The 16,370-nt window shown below is 62.8% G+C and carries 17 protein-coding genes and 1 riboswitch; of the genes, 7 read left to right on the plus strand and 10 right to left on the minus strand.

The window, feature by feature from the left end; genetic code table 11:
- The first annotated feature begins 9 nt into the window (after positions 1-9).
- A riboswitch (SAM riboswitch) is annotated at positions 10-100 on the plus strand.
- A gap of 50 nt (positions 101-150) precedes the next feature.
- Positions 151-1,377: an acyl-CoA dehydrogenase family protein gene (locus ACIOTN_RS12840; RefSeq protein WP_181149071.1), complete on the plus strand. Its 1,227-nt coding sequence runs from the start codon at positions 151-153 to the stop codon at positions 1,375-1,377.
- Positions 1,378-1,405: 28 nt separating this feature from the next.
- Positions 1,406-2,644: an acyl-CoA dehydrogenase family protein gene (locus ACIOTN_RS12845; protein ID WP_105662299.1), complete on the plus strand. Its 1,239-nt coding sequence runs from the start codon at positions 1,406-1,408 to the stop codon at positions 2,642-2,644.
- Positions 2,645-2,753: 109 nt separating this feature from the next.
- On the opposite strand, the gene ACIOTN_RS12850 is transcribed toward ACIOTN_RS12845, so the two are convergent.
- Positions 2,754-3,794: an MBL fold metallo-hydrolase gene (locus ACIOTN_RS12850; protein WP_105662300.1), complete on the minus strand. Its 1,041-nt coding sequence runs from the start codon at positions 3,792-3,794 to the stop codon at positions 2,754-2,756.
- Between the two features lie 145 nt (positions 3,795-3,939).
- Between ACIOTN_RS12850 and ACIOTN_RS12855 the strand changes: the two genes are divergently transcribed.
- Positions 3,940-4,857, plus strand: a complete 918-nt coding sequence (locus ACIOTN_RS12855; protein WP_105656436.1) for a LysR substrate-binding domain-containing protein — start codon at positions 3,940-3,942, stop codon at positions 4,855-4,857.
- Between the two features lie 44 nt (positions 4,858-4,901).
- On the opposite strand, the gene ACIOTN_RS12860 is transcribed toward ACIOTN_RS12855, so the two are convergent.
- The gene (locus ACIOTN_RS12860; protein ID WP_105662301.1) at positions 4,902-6,251 is read right to left on the minus strand and encodes an MFS transporter; all 1,350 of its coding nucleotides are present in this window, start codon (positions 6,249-6,251) and stop codon (positions 4,902-4,904) included.
- Complete coding sequence (locus ACIOTN_RS12865) at positions 6,248-7,294, minus strand: MBL fold metallo-hydrolase (RefSeq protein WP_402735459.1); 1,047 nt, start codon at positions 7,292-7,294, stop codon at positions 6,248-6,250. Before ACIOTN_RS12865 ends, ACIOTN_RS12860 begins: the two co-directional genes overlap by 4 nt.
- Before the next feature lie 149 nt (positions 7,295-7,443).
- Here ACIOTN_RS12865 and ACIOTN_RS12870 point away from each other — a divergent pair, with 149 nt between their 5' ends.
- Positions 7,444-7,827: a YidH family protein gene (locus tag ACIOTN_RS12870; protein WP_105656433.1), complete on the plus strand. Its 384-nt coding sequence runs from the start codon at positions 7,444-7,446 to the stop codon at positions 7,825-7,827.
- A complete protein-coding gene (locus ACIOTN_RS12875) occupies positions 7,827-8,153 on the plus strand; it encodes a DUF202 domain-containing protein (protein WP_105656432.1) in 327 nt (108 codons plus the stop codon). The genes ACIOTN_RS12870 and ACIOTN_RS12875 overlap by 1 nt, the downstream gene beginning before the upstream one ends.
- A gap of 169 nt (positions 8,154-8,322) precedes the next feature.
- Here ACIOTN_RS12875 and ACIOTN_RS12880 read toward each other — a convergent pair whose 3' ends face one another.
- A complete protein-coding gene (locus ACIOTN_RS12880; protein WP_105662303.1) occupies positions 8,323-8,793 on the minus strand; it encodes a hypothetical protein in 471 nt (156 codons plus the stop codon).
- A 79-nt stretch (positions 8,794-8,872) separates the two neighbouring features.
- The gene (locus ACIOTN_RS12885; RefSeq protein ID WP_105656430.1) at positions 8,873-9,118 is read right to left on the minus strand and encodes a hypothetical protein; all 246 of its coding nucleotides are present in this window, start codon (positions 9,116-9,118) and stop codon (positions 8,873-8,875) included.
- 786 nt (positions 9,119-9,904) lie between these two features.
- On the opposite strand from ACIOTN_RS12885, the gene ACIOTN_RS12890 reads away from it, so the two are divergent.
- Entirely contained in the window at positions 9,905-10,315 is a 411-nt protein-coding gene (locus ACIOTN_RS12890; protein WP_286134073.1) for a DUF6069 family protein, read from the plus strand.
- A 98-nt stretch (positions 10,316-10,413) separates the two neighbouring features.
- On the plus strand, positions 10,414-10,851 hold the full coding sequence (locus ACIOTN_RS12895) for a DUF6069 family protein (protein WP_105656428.1): 438 nt from the start codon (positions 10,414-10,416) through the stop codon (positions 10,849-10,851).
- A gap of 92 nt (positions 10,852-10,943) precedes the next feature.
- Here ACIOTN_RS12895 and ACIOTN_RS12900 read toward each other — a convergent pair whose 3' ends face one another.
- The 5 genes from ACIOTN_RS12900 to ACIOTN_RS12920 all read right to left on the minus strand — a co-directional run bounded on the left by ACIOTN_RS12900 (position 10,944) and on the right by ACIOTN_RS12920 (position 16,358).
- Positions 10,944-12,245, minus strand: a complete 1,302-nt coding sequence (locus ACIOTN_RS12900; RefSeq protein ID WP_105662304.1) for an MFS transporter — start codon at positions 12,243-12,245, stop codon at positions 10,944-10,946.
- 180 nt (positions 12,246-12,425) lie between these two features.
- Positions 12,426-12,929, minus strand: a complete 504-nt coding sequence (locus tag ACIOTN_RS12905; protein WP_105656426.1) for a hypothetical protein — start codon at positions 12,927-12,929, stop codon at positions 12,426-12,428.
- 66 nt (positions 12,930-12,995) lie between these two features.
- Entirely contained in the window at positions 12,996-13,796 is an 801-nt protein-coding gene (locus ACIOTN_RS12910) for an HpcH/HpaI aldolase/citrate lyase family protein (RefSeq protein ID WP_402735460.1), read from the minus strand.
- Positions 13,789-14,313 (minus strand): MaoC family dehydratase, encoded by a 525-nt coding sequence (locus ACIOTN_RS12915; RefSeq protein WP_402735461.1) that lies wholly within the window; start codon positions 14,311-14,313, stop codon positions 13,789-13,791. The genes ACIOTN_RS12910 and ACIOTN_RS12915 overlap by 8 nt, the downstream gene beginning before the upstream one ends.
- A complete protein-coding gene (locus ACIOTN_RS12920) occupies positions 14,310-16,358 on the minus strand; it encodes a biotin carboxylase N-terminal domain-containing protein (protein WP_402735462.1) in 2,049 nt (682 codons plus the stop codon). Before ACIOTN_RS12920 ends, ACIOTN_RS12915 begins: the two co-directional genes overlap by 4 nt.
- Positions 16,359-16,370: the final 12 nt, after the last annotated feature.

Below are 16,370 nucleotides of genomic sequence, written 5' to 3' on the forward strand. Positions count from 1 at the left end.
ATGGAGAACAACCCATCCAGAGCGGCTAAGAGACCTGGCTCCGAGACGCCGCAGCAAGCCTGCACTCCGCAGGTAGTGCTAACGCCAGGTTCGATGGATCCGCAGATTTTCTGCATCCTTCGGAATCCATAGCCCAAGAGGAGAACGAAGATGACTGTACTGGATACCCAATTGCCGCGCGTGCCCTACACCGGCACTGCTGATGAAGCTGAACTGGCTGATTGGCGCGACGTCGCCCAGCAAGTAGCTGACAAGCTGGCGGCTGACGCGCTCGAACGCGACCGAAAGAACGCCCAGCCTTTCGCCGAAGTGCAGCTGCTGCGCGAAGCCGGGTTGCTCAATCTCTTGGTGCCTGCAGAATTCGGCGGAGCCGGAGCCCATTGGGAAACGGCCTTCGAAGTGGTCCGCATACTGGCCGCAGCTGATGGATCCATCTCGCAGTTGCTGGCTTACCACTACATCAACCAGTCCGGCATTCCGTTCTACGCCCCAGCAGAAGCGCAAGGGGCATGGTGGCAGCGCACCGTGGAAGGTGGCTGGCTCTGGGGCGATTCGGTGAATCCAGTTGATCCGGATTTGACGCTGAGCGCCGAAGGGGACGGCTACCGACTGAATGGAGCCAAGCGATTCTCCACGGGTTCCGGTGTTGGCGAGGTCATCGTCATCAACGCGCTGGTCCAGGGCGGAGAATACGACGGGCAGATTCTCGCGTTGGTTCTGCCACGCGATATCGATGGCTTGGAAATCGTTGACGACTGGGACTACCTGGGACAGCGGCTGAGCGCGTCGAATTCCTTGAAGTTCCACAACGTGCGGCTCGAAGCAGGGGACTTGCTGGGATTCGTCACCGATGAACCGGTCTCCACCCTGCTTACCCCCGGTATCCAGCTGGCCTTCGCCAACTTCTATCTGGGCATCGCCCAGGGAGCACTGGAGCGCGGCAAGCAGATCTTGCTGGGCCGCAAGAACGCCTGGCTGTTCTCGCAGGCAGAGACCTACTCGCAGGACCCGATCTTCCAGCGCACCGTCGGAGAGCTCAAAGCCCGCACCGCAGCAGTGGCGGCGCTGACCGAGAAGCTGGGCCGGAAATTCGACGCCCTGCTCTCAAAGGCCGGGGAAGTCACCCAGCCCGAACGAGCGGCGTTGGCCGTGGAAATTGCTGAAGCCAAGGTGGTCTCCACTGAGGTGGGAGTGGATGTGGCGAACCGGATCTTCGAGGTGACCGGTTCATCTTCGACTGCGAACTCGGTGGGCCTGGACCTGTACTGGCGCAATGTGCGCACCCATTCGCTGCACGACCCAGTGGACTACAAGAAGATCGAGGTCGGCGCCTACTTCCTGCGCGGAGAGTCCCAGCCGCTCTCGCTGTACACCTAAGAAAACTTCTCCCGGATTGGACTGAACGATGACTGTACTTGCAACTGGCAATCGACTCGCAGGCCTCAAAAACCGCTTCGCACCGCTCTTCGCGCGCATTGCGCAGGGTGCAGCTGAACGCGACCGCACCGGCGAATTGCCCTACCAGCAGGTCGCGGACCTGGCCGCTGCCGGCTTTGGCGCGGTTCGGGTCCCGGAATCGCACGGGGGTGCCGGTGCTACGCTGCCCGAACTCTTCGAGCTCTTCGTGGATCTCGCGGCGGCGGATTCCAATATTGCCCAAGCGCTGCGCGCGCACTTCGCCTTCGTCGAGGACCGTCTGGTTGCGGCCCCCGGTCCGGGGCGCGACAAATGGCTGGCCCGCTTCGTGGCGGGAGAATTGGTGGGCAACTCCTGGACCGAGGTCGGCACCGTCAAGGTCGGGGACGTGATCACCAAGGTCACCCCGGACGGCGAGGGAAGATTCAAGCTCAACGGCACCAAGTACTACTCCACCGGCTCGATCTTCGCCGACTGGCTCGATACCTACGCAGAGCGCACCGACACCGGAAAGCGCGTGATCGCCGCAGTCAACCGCCACCAGCCCGGCGTCGAGCTGGCCGATGACTGGGATGGCTTCGGCCAGCGCACCACGGGTACCGGCACCTCCACCTTCACCGATGCGATTGTCGCTGAAGAAGACCTCATCGACTTCGATACGCGTTTCAAGTACCAGACAGCTTTCTACCAGCAGGTGCTGCTCGCTGTTCTGGCCGGCTCCGCCAAAGCAGCCGAGCGCGACTTCGCCGCCGAGCTGAAGGCGCGCAAGCGGACCTTCAGCCATGCCGCGGCCAATCTGGCGGCCGAAGACCCGCAGCTGCTGCAGGTGATCGGCGAGGTCTCCGCGGCGGCCTTCGCTGCCGCGGCAACGGTGGAACGAGTGTCGACGGCATTGCAGGGAGCCTATGAAACTGCGCAGGCGCTGCACACCGGCGAGGTGACCGGGGAAGAGGACGAAGCAGCCAACGATGCGGCAGAGCTGGCCAGCGCCCAGGCGCAGGTGGTGCTCACGCCATTGGTCCTCAACGCGATCACCCACGCTTTTGATGCGCTGGCCGCCAGCGCCACGAGCGTTACCAAGAACCTGGACCGGCACTGGCGCAATGCCCGTACCGCCGGCAACCACAACCCCTGGGTGTTCAAGGCGCGGTTGATTGGCGACCTGGCGGTTAATGGCACCGAGCTTCCGCGCGTGTGGGCGATTGGTGCATCAAAGACGATTCCTTGATTTTGCGGGTCCAGCATTCTTTGCCGATGCTGGGCCCGTGGTCGTCGGCCCGGGGGCAATTGATCGACCATGGTTCCAGCCGCCTGACGGATAGCTGCCGGCCTTGGCCTTAGCGCACCTGGGTAACCGTGCCACTTGCGATATGGAAGATATCCAAGTCGCGGGGCACGAAGAGGCTGCCAGAGAACTGTTTCGAAGCCCGCTGCCAAACTTCCATTCCAGATCCAGCGGGAACCAAATGATGCAGCGCCAAGTTCCGTGCTCCAGCCCGCTGGGCGATTCGTCCTGCATCTTCTGCGGTGGTGTGCGCGCGCCGATGATGTCCCATGCTCGCTTCCAGCTCGGAGGATGAAGCATGCGGGTAGCTACGAGCGATGGCCTCCAGATCAATAGCTTCATGGAACAGCAAGTCGCAGCCTTGGGACAGGCGCGCAAGATTTGCGCTTGGCGCTGTATCGCCGGAAATCACGACCGATCCATATCTCGAATCAAAGCGGAATGCGAATGCCGGAGCGATAGGTTGGTGCTGGACCAGGATAGCGCTAATTTTTACATGTCGATCAGCGTATATTTCAAAAGGCTCCATGTCCGGGTGATTATTGTGGTTGGGGTGGAAGCCTGTGCCGGCAGGAATCTCGATATCTACGCCATGGAAAATATCCGAAATATCAGGTGTCGCCGAATCCCGTCGGCGATCGTTGAGATCTGTCGCATGGGCGCGCAGCAGCAAGTTGACCATGGCGTTGGTCCCGGGTGTGGGCGACTGCGGAAATATGGCTTCCGGCTCCTCGGCCGCTGTCTGCATCGAGGGCAGCACTCCTCGATCACCCGGTCCGAAAACAGGAACCTGCCGACCCTCGGTGCCGCGGAACGCAAGGCCGCCCAGGACCATGACAGAATTCAGGTCAATGACGTGGTCTGAATGCTGATGGGTAATGAAAATTCCGCGCAGGGCAGTGGGGTGAATCCCGATCTCAGCCAGGCCCAAACCGACGCCTTGGCCGCAATCCACCAAGTAAGCGTGGCCGTCCACAACGATTGCGGTAGAAATTCCGCGACGGTGACCGGTTCCTGGATCCGGCCTCAATAGCGGGCCGCCAGCAGTTCCAAGCGCCACTGCATGCATTCCGGTCTTCATCACTGGCTTCATCTGTCTCCTGTAGACGGGTTACTTCATCGGCAAGCTGATGCCATCATCCGCGGAGGCAATGAAGTAGTCAAGAAATAATAGATTATTCGCCTCATAACATTTTCTAGTTGGCAGCGGTCCGCTGCCCGCTGGCTAGACTGGGCGGGTGATCAACTACACCCTGCGCCAGCTGCAGTACTTCGTCGCCGTCGCTGAACTCGGCTCCATCTCCGCCGCAGCGAAGCAGTGCCATATTTCCCAGGCAGCCATGTCCCAGTCCATGGACGAGCTGGAACGCGCCGTCGGCTCGCAGCTGCTGGTGCGCAGACGTGCCCGCGGCGTGGTGCTCACGGCTGTCGGCACCGACTTCCTGCTGGACTCGCGGGCCCTGGTGCGCCATGCCGAAGAAGTGCAGGACCAGATTGTCGAACGCCAGACCAAGCTCTCCGGCCCTTTGGTGATCGGCTGCTATTCCTCGCTGGCCGCTTTCTGGATCCCGGTGATCTGCGAACGCTTCACCAATGTGCACCCGGACTTGCAGGTCACCCTCGTGGAGGGGGACGGGGCCGACCTGCAGGAGCGCATGCTCAAGGGCCACCTGGATGCGGTGCTCACCCATACCCGCCACCTGCTGCCGCAGGTCTCTTCGCGTACGGTGATGTCGGGCCGGCCCTATGTGCTGGTGGGAGGCAATCACCGGCTGGCCGATCGCACCTCCGTCGCCTTGAGCGAACTGGCCGACGACGACTTCGTCTCCCTGGACATCCCCACGGTGCGCGATAACCAGCTGGTGAATCTTCGCATGTCGGGCTTGGACCCCAAGGTGCGGTGGAGTTCGCAGAGCTTCGAGGCGGTGCGCGGGATGGTGGCTCGGGGTTTGGGCTATACCGTTCTGGTGCAGCGCCCGCCGGTCAACCTGAGCTACGACGGCTTGCCGCTGTCGGTATTGGAGATCGAGGGCGAGGTTGGCGTGAGCGATATCTGCGTGGCCTACACCGCTTCGGACCGCCCTAGCTTGCGGCTGCGCGCGTTCTTGGATTTCTGCGAGGAAGCCGGAGCCGAGAAAGAGCGCAAGGCCGGTTAGAACCCGTAGGTTCCAACCGGCCTGCGCTCCAGCCAGTCGGGAGGCTAGTGGCTCATTTCCTCGGCCTCGAGGTCGGCGTCGCGGCCTTCCTTGATGCCGCGCATGGCCAGGGCGGCGACGATGAATGCGGCGGCCCAAACGGCTCCGGCGATCCACAGCGATCCGCCGCCCAGCAGCACCAGGCCTGCAACGATCATCGGGGTGAAACCCGCGCCCACGGTGGAGGAGAGCTGGTAGACCAGCGAAGCGCCGGTGTAGCGGATGCGGGTTGGGAACAGCTCCGCGGTGAACGCGCCGAACGGCCCGAAGATGAAGGCCTGGATGATGCCGTTGGCCACGAACAGCGCGATGGCGAACAGCCACAGCTGGCCCAGTTCCAGCATCCACATGATCGGCAGGGCGGCCACGGCGCCGGCGAGGATGCCGACCATCATGACCGGGCGGCGGCCCAGCTTGTCTGAATAGCGCGATGAAACCCAGATGCCCACCACGGTCAACGCGGCGCCAATGGCCTTGATGTTCAGCACCGCAGTGCGGTCCATGCCGACTTCCTCGACCACGTAGGAGATGGCCCAGACGGTCATCAGGCCCTGCACCGTGTAGGAGCTCATGCCCACCAGGGTTCCGCGGATGACGGACTTCGGGTACTTGGTGATGACCTCCATGAAGGGGGTCTTGCGCTCTTCTGCCTTGTTTTCCAACGCGAGGAACAGCGGGGACTCGGTGACCTTCAGCCGGATGACCAGCCCGATGCCCACCAGCGCGATGCTGATCAGGAACGGAATGCGCCAGCCCCAGGCCAGGAACTGCTCATTGGGCATGAGCGAGACGGCCGAGACTGCCAACGTGGCCATCACGGCGCCGGCCGGGCCGCCCATGTTCGCGAAGCTCGCCGCGAAGCCGCGGCGCTCCTTCGGCGCGTGCTCCAGTGCCATCAGCATGGCCCCGCCCCATTCGCCGCCCACGGCCAGGCCCTGGACGATGCGCAAGATGATCAGCGCGATCGGGGCCAGCATGCCGATCTGCGCGGTGGGAGGAAGCAGGCCGATCAGTGTCGAGGCACCGCCCATCATCGCCATCGAGGTGATCAGCACGCCCTTGCGGCCGATCTTGTCGCCGAAGTGGCCGAACACGATGCCGCCCAGCGGTCGGGCCAGATATCCCACGGCCAAGGTGGCAAAGGAAGCGAAGATGGCTACGCCCGGGGTCAGGCCAACGAAGAAGACCTTGTTGAAGACCAGCGAGGCCGCGGTGGCGTAGAGGATGAAATCGTAGAATTCGATTGCGCTGCCGATGAAGCTGGAAGCCAGGATCCGGCGCATCTGCGGGGATTTCAGCGAGGGAACCAACGCTTGTGCCTCCACGCCGTTGCCATTATTCAGGGTGCTGCTCATCGTACTGCCGCCATTTCACTGTTGACGCGGGAAAAGGATATCGTGTCCAGATCGTTGGGCACTAGGTAGTTGCCGGAGAATTTCGCGGCGTGGGCTTCCCAGACCTGCAAAGGCGTAGTTCCGGGGACCAGATGGTGCAGGGCCAGAGTGCGCGCCCCGGCCTCGTGCGCGATCTCGATCGCCTGCTCCGGCGAGGTGTGCGAGGCGCGGTGGTGGTCCATCGAAGCCTGGGCTTCCAAAGTGCCAACCGAACCGTAGGCGCGTTGCACCCAGTCGAAGTCGATGGCCTCATGAAGCAGCAGGTCGGTATCCTTCGCCAGGGCCACCAGGTTCTGGCAGGGCGCGGTGTCTCCGGAAATGGTCACCGAGCCTTCTGCGGTATCGAAGCGGAAGGCGAAGGCCGGAGCGATCGGCGGGTGCTTGACCAGTGTTGCGGTCACCGTGACCAGCTCGTCGCGGTAGATCTCGAACGGCGCGAAGCCCTTCGGTGTCGGGTTCTCGTTGGGGTGGTACCCGGTGCCGGCCGGAATCTCGATGTCCGAGGCGATGAAGTGGTCCAGCGGGGAGGGGCGCAGGGCGTCGATCACGCGGTCATTCAGGTCCGTGGCGTAGGCCTGCATCAGGTGGTCGAACATCGAGGCAGTGCCCGGGGTCGGGTTCTGCGCGAAGACCGGCTGCGGGGCGGTCACTGCGCGCGGGGAGGCAGGTGGCAGGGCGCCGCGGTCGCCGGGGCCGATGATGGAAATCGGAGCCTTGCCCGCTGGCAGGGTGAACATTCCGAAGATGGCCAGCGAAGCCAGGTCGATGGTGTGATCGGAGTGCAAGTGCGTGAGGAAGATGCCGCGAAGGTTCGCAGGGGTGAAGCCGGCTTTCATCAGCTGGTTGCCCACGCCGGTTCCGGCATCCACCAGGTAGACGCTTTCGCCCACGACTACGGCGGTGGAAATTCCCGCCCGCTTGCCGGCGTTCTCGCCGGTCCACCAGCGGGGTCCGCCGGCGGTGCCCAGCGTAACGACGTGGGGATTGAGATTGGTGGAGGCCATGGAATGCGCCCTTTCTTTGGTTCAAGTGCTGCATTCAATTCTTATGCGCTGGATCACATTCGTAAAACTGTTTTTATCAACCAACTAAATAGGTTTAGCCGATAATAGGTTGGGTATGCTCATAGCATCGACGCAAACCAAGGAGGGTCATGTCCGAGCAAGATCGCAGCCGGCTTTCACGCTGGATATTGCCACGGGGCAGTGAGCCTGACCCGCGCTTCACGCTGGCCAACGAGCGCACCTTCTTGGCCTGGATTCGAACTTCGCTAGCCTTCCTCGCGGGCGGCACAGCGCTGGAGGCCTTCGCCGCAGAGGCCTTCCCGTCGCCAGTTCGCACCTGGCTGGCGGTGCTGGTGATCGGCGTCGGCATCCTGATTGCTGCCGGTGCAGCCGTGCGCTGGGTCCGCGTGGAACGCAGCATGCGCACCGGCAGGCCGTTGCCGATTCCCGCCATTGTCCCGCTGCTGGCATTCGGTGCCGTGGTGGCCTCACTGGCGGCGATCGCCATGATTTTCTGGTCCCTCAGCTCGTGATGAAAGAGCCCATCGAGATCAGCGACCCGGGGTTGCAGCCAGAGCGCACCGTCTTCGCGTGGAACCGGACAATGGTTTCATTTCTCGTGGTTTCCGCGGTCTTCCTGCGCTGGCTTCCGCACTATGGCCTGGCCGTGATCCTGCTGATTGCGATATCTTCCTCGATGGCATTCGGGATTCTGCTCTCGCAGCGTGCCCGGTACCGGAAAATGGCGCAAGGCGTGAAGGCTGAACGCGTCAGCGCGGATGTTCTCGCCGTGCTGCTGACAACAGCGGTGCTGCTGGCTCTAGGCGCTTGCGCGATCATCCTTGTGCTCGGCGCCTAGTTCCGGGTGCTCGCCAGGCGCAGGTTTATCGAGGCTGCGGCAGTAGCGGCCAGAGGAGTTGCAGGCGCGGCGCGAGTGCTGTTCCGGCCCTATTGCGAATGCCCGGGCCGGTGCAGCCAGTCCAGGCGCTCTAGCTGTACCGGTGCTGGGACCCGGATTTACCGAAGGGTCAGGGCCCATGGAGCTCGAGAATCTCCGCGGAGCTGAATGCTACCGATTCCGCGAGCTTTTGCACCGCTGCATAACGCTGTGACTCCGCATCGATATCCTTGTGGAACCGGGAATTTCTTTCGTCCCTATCAGCCTCGAACTTCTTTCCGGCGAGAGCCAGCTCCCGGGCAATTAATGCTGCCAATCCGTCACGCAGTTGTTCCAGGGAGGTGTTGGAAATTTCCAATCTTCGGTTAGCTGCGCTCAGAACGGCATCAGGGTAGCCGGCGGCATCGAGTTGGCCGCGCATGAAATCGCTGGTCAAGAACTCTGTTTCCTCGGCTGCGGGCTGGCGGTTGAAAACGGCGGCAACCCGGTACGCGCCGGGCGCCTTGTCGCTGAGCAAAGTTCCCGGCAGAGAGTTCATGAGCACCGGGCCTATCTTCAGCGGCTGGTGCTTCTTGCCAAGAGTGCGGGAGAAGTCCATCATGGCTTTTCCTTTCCATGTCCGTTCCATGCCGGCGACCAGGGTGCTCTGCCGTGGGCAGCAGCGCCTGGCGCCAGCTCAGCTAGGCTTGCCGTAGGGTTGCTTGGCCCGTAGCAGGCAAGATGTCCACGCGGCGCTCTGGTCCCTGTAGTGGTTCTTGCGAACTGTAGGCAACCTTGCGCCATCCGCATGAGGTGCAGGTCCAGAGCACTTCACGCATCGTTACCAGCATGTCCTGGCGCTGGCCAGCTTCGTGGCCGCCTTCGTTGTCCCATCTCTTGAGCTGGTTTTGATCATCGACGAATCGACGGGTTTCTGTTTCAACCAAGGTATTTCTGTAGCACCTCGGACAGCTGTTCGGCTTGTCCATGACATTCCCTCCGTTGCTGCATAGTCGTTTTTATTGCCGTGCTCTGCCCTCGGTGCTGCAGTTCAAGGCCGGTTCCACGGGAAACGCCGTACCATTTCTTGAGTTGGGCATCGCGGGGACCGCGGCAGTTGTGCGCGTACTGCCGTTTTGCACTGTCGGCTTCAAAGGTATTGTCCGGCTGTGCTGGTTGCATGATTCGCCACTAGCGGACCGAACCGGTCTGTGGGCTGCTGGAGCAAAACTGTGATTCGTTCCTGGCGGGCAACCCTTATCGGGCAAATGGGAGAAACGCAAGGAAGCGGGCAGTTAATTCGAGCCGCCTCGATAAAGATCCCGGTTCAACACTGCTGCGTTAATCTGAACGCCGTCCTCGGCAATGAGGAGGGCACAAAAGCTCTACGCCGGTAGGAAGTGCTTCCGATGACGGCATTTCTACGGAAGTTAGATCCAATTCCAGTCTACTCCGGTTTCCCGGTTGTGGACCGGAAAATGGCCAAGTGAAGCGACGAAGGGTGCCCGCGGCTGCAACGGCTTGTGTTGCCGAGGGGCGTCACCCTGTCGCGGTCCGGGCCATGGCGCGGGAGGCCAGCGGAAACCGCCATCGGCTAATGCGGGGCCCGATCTTGAATGTTCCGGAGTTCGGGGTCCAACGGGCGGGAATGCGCGTACAGTGAAAATACCGGTCCAGCTCGAATTCGCTGTAAAAGGGGATGATTCGCGATGCAGGCTGACGCTAGATTCAAGATGCCGTTCAATTTCGCCCAGGTGGTTATTGCGGCTTTCGGAGCCATGGGGCTTAGCACCTTGGCCTATTTTGTTGCCAGGGTTATCGGCGCATCCATGGAGTACTCCGGCGGCTTATTCCGGAACCTGGATTTCATCCACATCGTGCGATTCACTGCCCTGCCCATTCTCATTCTCGGCTTCCTGACCTTCTTGATCGGCCGGGCCAAGCCGGGCTTCTGCCGCATCGCCCAGTGGGTCGGGGTTGCCGCCGTCTTGACCTCAGCGGTGGTGCAGTGGTTCTTCGCCGAGGACTGGGGGACCGCGCTGACCCTGGCGATTATGCACCTGGTTGTTGCAGCGTCTTGGTATATCGCGGTGAACTACTCGAATAGGAAGTTCAACGAGATCGCGGCCCTGGAAAACCTATAGCCCTGCTAAGTGTCGCGGTTCTCACGGGCTTCTGAGAGCCGTGGCACAGGCACTCGGGAATAGAATAGTTGCGAACTATCAACAATTCTAGGAGTGCCATGACGTCTCAGGGACAACCCAATAGCCCATTCAATTTCATTCAGGTGATTATCGGTGCGCTGGGTACCAGCTACCTGAATGTCATCATTTTCTTCCTGTCTGGCGCCGCTGGGGCATCCCGCCGGATTGGTCCTAATTCAACTGATGTTGTCGCCTTTGACCACCTGTTGCAGTTCACGTTGATCCCGATTCTGTTCTTCGGCCTGGTGGTCTTCCTGATCGGACGGGCAAACAAGGGCATTTGCAAGATCGCGCAGTGGGCTGGCTTGCTCATCGCGGTAGTCTCGATCGTTTTCCCGATCATGAACGCAGCAGATGCCGCTACCGCTGTGGGCCTGTCCCTGATCCATATCGTGACCGGTATCGGCTGGTTCTTCTCGGTGCACTACGGCAACAAGGAGCTCCACGTTCCTTCCAAGGACGTAGCGCTCGTCTAAGCACGAAAAGCAAAACCTCGCAGAGCGATCAGCAATGATCTGTTCTGCGAGGTTTTCCGTTAAGCCGTGAGAGCTGCTGGTGCTGATTCGGGCTACACCCCAACTTTCTCTAGCTGAGGATGCTCGTAGGCTTTGCGCATGCGCGGCAAGAACAGCAGGCTGACGGCTGCCGCAAGGCACAGCACCGCAGCGGTAATCCACGCGGCCAGGTAGCTGCCGGTGGTTTCCCGCGACAGCCCTGCGGTCAGCGAGCCGGCGCCGGCGCCGATCATGTGGAAGGCGAAGACCCAGCCGAAGACCACGGTGGCTCTAACCGGACCGAAGTACTGGCGGCAGAGCACCACGGTAGGAGGCACGGTGGCCACCCAGTCCAAACCGTAGAAGACAATGAAGATCCACATCAGCGGCTCGACGGTTGGACCCATCAGCGAGTGCAGGAACATCAGGGACAGTCCGCGCAACGCGTAGTACACCGCAAGCAGCAGCCACGGGCGTACACGGTCGGTCAGCCACCCGGAGAGCACCGTGCCGAGGATATCGAAAATGCCAACCAGCGCCAGCAACCCGGAAGCGGTCGTTGCCGGCATGCCATGGTCGTGCGCCGCAGGGATGAAGTGCGTCTGCACCAGCCCGTTGGTAGACCATCCGCAGATCCAGAAGGTCATCGCCAAGACCCAGAATGCCGGGTAGCGTGAGGCCGCGAACAGGGCCTTGAGAGTCGCGGCAGCCATCGAACCCTGCTGCGTTCCGGATGCCGGCGCGGCTGCAGCTCCGGCCCCGCCGTAAGGCAGTACACCGGCTTCGGCAGGGGAATTGGCGAAGGGCCAGCGCAGCAACGGGATGATCAGCACCGCGAAGACCGCAACAACCAGAGCCGCGGCCCTCCATGAGTACTGCTCGATGATCAGCACAATGCTTGGCAGGAACACCAGCTGGCCGGCGGCATTCGCGCCAGAGAAGATGCCCATCACCAGGCCGCGCCGTTCGCAGAACCAGCGGTTGGCAACCACAGAACCGAAAACCAACGCCATCGCCCCGGTGCCCAGTCCAACCAGCACACCCCAGAGCGCCCACAACTGCCAGATCTGGCTGATGAACACGGACAATCCGGCTCCGGAGGCCACCAATGCCAGAGCGATGGCAGCCACCTTGCGCATGGAATACCGTTCCAGCAAAGTCGCGGCGAAAGGAGCTGCCAGGCCGTAGACCACCAGGTTGATGGTCACCGCGGTCGATAACTGGGAGCGGAGCCAGCCGAATTCGGATTCAAGTGGTTCAAAGAACGCGCCGGTGGTCGAGCGGAACGCCGCCGTGGCGACTAGCGCCAGCGTGGTCACGATGGCGACCAGCCAGGCTCGATGGATCCGCAATGGCTTCGGGGAGTTCAATCGCATGCTCCTTCTGGGTGTTGCTTTAAGCATTGCACCGGCGCTAACAGGCGTTGGAGTTCGTGACGTGCGAAGAACAAATATTGATGTCCGAAACAGGTGGAGCGCCTTGCCTCGCCGGGATTAGCTGTGCATGGCGAAGCGCGGCAGACTCAGTTTTTGCGCCTGATCGGCTCTGCTTATTCGCTATGCGGGGTCGTTGCCGTTGCTGGGGTTCTGGCGCCGGCTGCGAGGGTGCCGGTCCTGCGGCTGCACTGCACCCAGCGCCTGCCGCGGAAAGGTTTTTAGCTTGGCCCCGGAAGGCGGTTCGTCCTGGTCCAGCGGATCGGCCATGGACGATGGGGCAGCGGAGGCTTGGCCTGTTGCGGCTGCCTCGGCGGTTTGGGCCGTCACCGGGGCATCGCGGATCACCGGCATCCTGCGTGGCGGCAGCGGACGACGTTGGTGCACGAGATAAATCAGCATGGCCAGGGCCTTGTGCATGACCACGATGGTGAAGATGGCCGATCCGGCATAGCAGCCCCAGGCGACCAGGTGAAGCGTGGTCACTTCAAGGACGTTCAGCTCCAGCGAGCCGTTGAACATCATGACGGCGCCGATTTGCTGGATGACCATGCCGAGCACGGCCAACCCCACCGCAAACCAGAAATACACCAGGGTATCGGCTCCGGGTTTCTTCACGACAGGCATTTGAACCTCCGTTGGCCAGCTGTCGGCGGTCATTGCTACACACTGTAGCCCATGGCGGGAAACAGCTTATCTGCCCAAGGTGGCCCGGGCCTGGCGCAGCAGCGGCTCATCGACCATCTGCCCTTCGAAAGCGAAAACTCCGGGATTCGCCTCCGCGGCGTCGAGGATCCGCCGGGCACGTTCCCGTTCTGCTTCGGTCGGTGCGAACGCCTCGCGAATGACCGGCATCTGGTTCGGGTGGATCGAGGCTTTCGCGGCGAATCCCGAGGCCTTGGCATCGCGGGACTCCTCGCCCAGGCCTTTGAGATCTGGAATATCGAGGTACACGGAATCAATTGCGGCCTTGCCTTGGGCCACCGCATGCAGCAGCACCTGCGACCGCGCGAACCGTGCCACCTCGCGGTAGCTGCCATCCTCGCCCCGCGAAGAAGTGCCGCCGAGCGAGGCGATCAGGTCTTCGGCGCCCCACATCAGCGCGACGACATTCTGCGCCCCGGCAATGTCCGAGGCATTGGTGATGCCCTTGGCGGTTTCGCACAGCGCCAGGACCTCGTAGCCCGCCAGCACCGCCGGCTGCGCCGCCGATTCGCACTTGGGCAGCATCACGGTGCGGTAGGCCGTTTGCCCCAGCGCTGCCAGGTCCTTGGCGAAGTGCTCGCTATCGACCGGGTTCACGCGCACGATGACCCGCGCGGGATCCAGCGGCGTATCCAGCAAGGCGCGGCGGGCCGCTTCCTTGTTCCCGGCAGCCACAGCGTCTTCCAGATCGATGATGACCGCATCGGCACGCTGCGCCGCCTTGGCGTAGCGCTCGGGCCGGTCGGCCGGGCAGAACAGCAGGGAAGGACCCATCAGGAAGCTAGCCATTGGAGCTTTCCCCCTTGGGTTCCAGCGAATCCAAGTGCGCCTGCTGGGTCCACATCAGGCAGGTGCGGGTGGCGGTGGCAACGATGTCGCCGTGCTGGTTGCGGCCGGTGTGAGTCATGGACGCCAGGCCCTGCCCGGGGCGGGACTTGGATTCGCGCAGTGCGGTGATCTCGGTTTCGGTGTAGAGGGTATCGCCGTGGAACATCGGGTGCGGGAAGCGCACGTCATTGATGCCCAGCTGCCCCACGATGGTGCCCTCGGTCAGCTGGCCCACCGACTGACCAATCATGGTGCTCAGGGTGAGCAGGGAGTTGACCAGCGGCTTGCCGAAAGGCTGGGTGGATGCCCATGCCGCGTCCAGGTGCAGTCCCTGGTTGTTCATGGTCATCGTCGTGAACGCGACGTTATCCGCTTCGGTCAGGGTGCGCCCGGGCTTGTGCACGTAGGTGGCCCCCAGCTGCAGCTCATCGAAGTAGAGGCCGCGCTGTTCGACGCATTTGGGGGTTTGCTCGCTCATGCGTCCTGCTCCTGATGCTGTGCTTCGGTTGGCTGCGCTGCTTCCACGGTGGCCACGACCTGCTTGGCCTTGACCAGATCCCCGGTCTTCAACCCGGTCATGCGCACGATGCCGTCCGCGGGGGAGAAGAGCTGGTGCTCCATCTTCATCGCTTCGATGCTCAGCAGCAGCTGGCCTTCGGCGACCGCATCGCCATCGGCCGCCTGCACGTTGATCACGGTGCCGGGCATGGGCGAGAGGACATGCGGGGAGAAGGTCCCGGATTGCTTGGCGATGGTGGCCAGCTGGCGTTCGAGGACTTCTTCGCGGGGCAGCTTGCGCACCGCCGCGGTCCAGCCTTCCTCGCACAGCCACAGCGTGCCATCGGCGGCGAAGGCATGCTGTAGTGCTGTGCGCTGGCCGTTGACGGACAGGGTTCCATCCGGTTCCTGCCGCACGGTGAATTCTTCGGCGCCCACGCGCACCCGGCTCGAATCGGGGTCCCTGAGCAACGCGGTCCTGCCCTCGGCGGCCTCGACGTCGAAGTGCCCGATGCTGGCCCGGCGATGCTGGGCCCGCCATCCGTCGCGCAGGCCCCACGGGGTATTCGCGGCTGGAATGCGCCGATCCTCTAGATGCGCTGCCAGTGCCAGTTCGCGGGCCCCGACCTGGCGGAAGGCGAACTGGTCCATCTTCCGCTCGATCAGGTTGGTGTCCAGGGCCCCGGCGGCCACATCCTCGTCGGCCAGCAGCAGCCGCAGGTATTCGCTGTTGGTCAGCACGCCCAGCACCACGGTGCCGGCTAGTGCCTTATCCAAGCGGGCCAGCGCCTCGGTGCGATCCGGGCCCCAGGCGATGAGCTTGGAAAGCATCGGATCGTAGTGGGCGCTGATCTCCAGGCCGTCGCGCAGCGAGGAATCCACCCGGACATTCTCCGGCTCGCGCACGTGCAGCACGGTGCCCACCGAGGGCAGGAAGCCGGAGGACGGGTCTTCGGCGTAGAGCCGGGCCTCGATGGCATGGCCTTCCAATGCCACCTGGTCCTGGGTGAAGTCCAGTGGCTGTCCGGCCGCGATGCGCACCTGCCACTGGACCAGATCCAGCTTTGCGCCGTTCACCCGCACGACTTCCTCGGTGACCGGGTGCTCCACCTGCAAGCGGGTATTCATTTCCATGAAGAAGAATTCGTCGGGGTTCTGGTCGCTCACCAGGAACTCGACAGTTCCGGCGCCGACGTAGCCCACCGATTGCGCAGCGGCCACCGCGGCGGCGCCAATGCGCTCGCGGATCGCCGCGCCGTGCTCCAGATTCTCGAACAGCGGAGCCGGGGCTTCCTCGATGACCTTCTGGTGGCGGCGCTGCAAGGAACATTCGCGTTCGCCCAGGTGCACGGTGTTCCCATGCGCATCGGCCAGGATCTGCACCTCGATATGCCGCGGATTGCGCACCAGCCGCTCGAGGAACAGGGTGTCATCGCCGAAAGCATTGCGTGCGGTGCGCCGGGCGATGGCCAGCGCTTCGGACAGTTCTGCGGCGGAATCCACGGCGAACATGCCCTTGCCGCCGCCGCCGGCCGAAGGCTTGATCAGCAGCGGGAAGCCGACGTCCGTGGCAGCGGCGAGCAGCTGCTGATCGCCCAGGCCGGGTTCGGCGATGCCGGGAACCACCGGCACCTGGTGGGAGAGGACATGGTTCTTGGAACGGATCTTGTCGCCCATGAGATTGATGGAGTTCACCGGCGGGCCGATGAAGGTGATGCCGGCAGCCTCCAGCGCACGGGCGAAGTCCACGTTCTCGGAGAGGAACCCGTAGCCCGGGTGCACCGCCGGGGCACCGGTGTGCCGGCAAGCGGCGATCACCGCGTCGATATCCAGGTAGCTTTCATTGGCCGCAGCCGCACCGATGCGCACCGCGCGATCGGCTTCGGACACATGCAGCGCCCCGGCATCGGCATCGGAGTAGACGGCGACCGATTCGATGCCCAGCGCCCGCAGGGTACGGATGATGCGCACCGCGATTTCTCCGCGGTTGGCGATCAGGACAGTGTCAAAGAGCTTCGTAGTCATGGTGTTTTCCTC

Source organism: Glutamicibacter sp. NPDC087661, assembly GCF_044743275.1.
Lineage (GTDB): Bacteria > Actinomycetota > Actinomycetes > Actinomycetales > Micrococcaceae > Glutamicibacter.

Bases quoted from the DNA above. Each gene is read 5' to 3' on its own strand.
- ACIOTN_RS12840 (WP_181149071.1), top strand. From the start codon at position 151: ATGACTGTACTGGATACCCAATTGCCGCGCGTGCCCTACACCGGCACT.
- ACIOTN_RS12845 (WP_105662299.1), top strand. From the start codon at position 1,406: ATGACTGTACTTGCAACTGGCAATCGACTCGCAGGCCTCAAAAACCGC.
- ACIOTN_RS12850 (WP_105662300.1), bottom strand. From the start codon at position 3,794: ATGAAGCCAGTGATGAAGACCGGAATGCATGCAGTGGCGCTTGGAACT.
- ACIOTN_RS12860 (WP_105662301.1), bottom strand. From the start codon at position 6,251: ATGAGCAGCACCCTGAATAATGGCAACGGCGTGGAGGCACAAGCGTTG.
- ACIOTN_RS12865 (WP_402735459.1), bottom strand. From the start codon at position 7,294: ATGGCCTCCACCAATCTCAATCCCCACGTCGTTACGCTGGGCACCGCC.
- ACIOTN_RS12870 (WP_105656433.1), top strand. From the start codon at position 7,444: ATGTCCGAGCAAGATCGCAGCCGGCTTTCACGCTGGATATTGCCACGG.
- ACIOTN_RS12875 (WP_105656432.1), top strand. From the start codon at position 7,827: ATGAAAGAGCCCATCGAGATCAGCGACCCGGGGTTGCAGCCAGAGCGC.
- ACIOTN_RS12880 (WP_105662303.1), bottom strand. From the start codon at position 8,793: ATGATGGACTTCTCCCGCACTCTTGGCAAGAAGCACCAGCCGCTGAAG.
- ACIOTN_RS12890 (WP_286134073.1), top strand. From the start codon at position 9,905: ATGCCGTTCAATTTCGCCCAGGTGGTTATTGCGGCTTTCGGAGCCATG.
- ACIOTN_RS12895 (WP_105656428.1), top strand. From the start codon at position 10,414: ATGACGTCTCAGGGACAACCCAATAGCCCATTCAATTTCATTCAGGTG.
- ACIOTN_RS12900 (WP_105662304.1), bottom strand. From the start codon at position 12,245: ATGCGATTGAACTCCCCGAAGCCATTGCGGATCCATCGAGCCTGGCTG.
- ACIOTN_RS12905 (WP_105656426.1), bottom strand. From the start codon at position 12,929: ATGCCTGTCGTGAAGAAACCCGGAGCCGATACCCTGGTGTATTTCTGG.
- ACIOTN_RS12910 (WP_402735460.1), bottom strand. From the start codon at position 13,796: ATGGCTAGCTTCCTGATGGGTCCTTCCCTGCTGTTCTGCCCGGCCGAC.
- ACIOTN_RS12915 (WP_402735461.1), bottom strand. From the start codon at position 14,313: ATGAGCGAGCAAACCCCCAAATGCGTCGAACAGCGCGGCCTCTACTTC.
- ACIOTN_RS12920 (WP_402735462.1), bottom strand. From the start codon at position 16,358: ATGACTACGAAGCTCTTTGACACTGTCCTGATCGCCAACCGCGGAGAA.